A 1,528-nucleotide genomic window follows, 5' to 3' on the forward strand; every position below is an offset into this window, starting at 1 on the left:
TTTTTCTGGATTTCGAGACCTTAAATTTTGATCGATGACACATCAATCTTTGGAAAGGTTTAGGCCTTTTCTTGAGTGCTCTTGGTTCGCTACGATTCTCTCTTAATGGAACCTTCTCGCTCGCAATGACCAGAAGCATTTCGTCAAAAATTCTAGCGCGAGTTTGAGGCGCATCTTTGGTGGCATAAATGGCGTAGGAAAATTGCCGTAGGGTGTCGACTGTGCCCTTGAAGCTTAAGCGTGTCAGATCGCACAAGTAAAGGCTTGCAGCCTCTTGCATTAAGGCTCGGATCAGATTATGAGCGATGATGAACATGCGCAGTTCCTTGCGCACCATTTTTGGTGTTTTGCAGCGTAGCATTTCCATTCCCATCGTGGTTTTGATGTGACGGAAGAATAACTCAACTGCCCATCGTCTAAAGTAGAGTTCGGCCAAATCATCGGCGCTGTAGGTCTGCTCGTCCAGCAGTGTGGTGACTAGATCATACTGACGCACTCGGAAGCCTTTGACTTCAATTCGAATACGCACAATACGTAGCATCATAGTCGCAGGTAAGCTTGCCCAATGATCCGCATCCCATCCTTTCGGGCATGCTGGTTTTTCCCATAGAACGAGACGATCCATCGGCCTGAGCACCTTTCCTTTTCGGTAATCCAGCTTACGTGCCTGATGCACTCGCATGACCGCATCCACGCCCTTGATCCATAAGGCAGCCAGGTTCCCGTAGGAGCTGAACCCACGGTCCGTCAAGACGACATCGCCAGGGCGGAAGTGTTCAATGAACTTAACCATGATTCGGCTTTCATGACGTTTGAGCTCAGTTTCAACCCATTTGAGCAAAGCTCCACTGGCTAAGCAAAAGCAAGCGACCACTTTCATCACAGGGAATCCGCAACCTGGTAATTGACGGCTGGGTTGCGGGAACTCTTTTTGATTTTCAACTGTATCGGGCAAAGTGATGCCTGTCCCGTCGATCACTTTTACGTCACGATCTTTCCAGCGCTGGTTCTGCATGACACGCTGCTGAACCTTCTCGCTTATATGCGTGTGAATCGTATCGAGGAGCTCATCATCCAGTTTGCCTCTGGCACGGCAGTAGGCCGCGTTGTCGGAATCGGGCAACGGCAGGTTCTTCTCACTGCAAAAACTCTGCACCTTACGCACCACTTCTCGGCAAGGCATGCCGGGCGAGAGCACTTGATGCAGGAACCCAAAGAAACTCACGCTTCGAGAGTAAACCCGGGTGCGACTATGCGCCCCGCGAGCATTGGGCGAGAGCTTATCAAGTGGGATTAAACCTTCGAAAATTGAAGATAATTCGGAAAGCGTTGACTGCCGTAATTTGAGCAGTTTTTCTCGATATTGCGTAAAGGCCGTCTTAGGTGGTTTGCCATATAAAACATGGTTAAATCCGGGTAAGAAGCGTTCTAGTTTTTGCATACAAAAACGCTACTTACCAACGGCCTTTACGTCAGCTTTTTATTTGAGCTTTTATACTCAATTATGCCGCTTAAGTCCGTGCCATTC

The 1,528-nt window shown here is 48.7% G+C and carries 1 protein-coding gene; it reads right to left on the bottom strand.

Features of this window, described 5'->3' with window-relative positions; all coding sequences use genetic code 11:
- On the bottom strand, positions 1-1,441 hold a 1,441-nt coding region (locus QEH59_RS18495), incomplete at its 3' end, for an IS4 family transposase (RefSeq protein WP_308986867.1).
- Between the last annotated feature and the right edge of the window lie 87 nt (positions 1,442-1,528).

The organism is Thalassobacterium sedimentorum (genome assembly GCF_031127905.1).
GTDB classification, from domain to species: domain Bacteria; phylum Verrucomicrobiota; class Verrucomicrobiia; order Opitutales; family Coraliomargaritaceae; genus Thalassobacterium; species Thalassobacterium sedimentorum.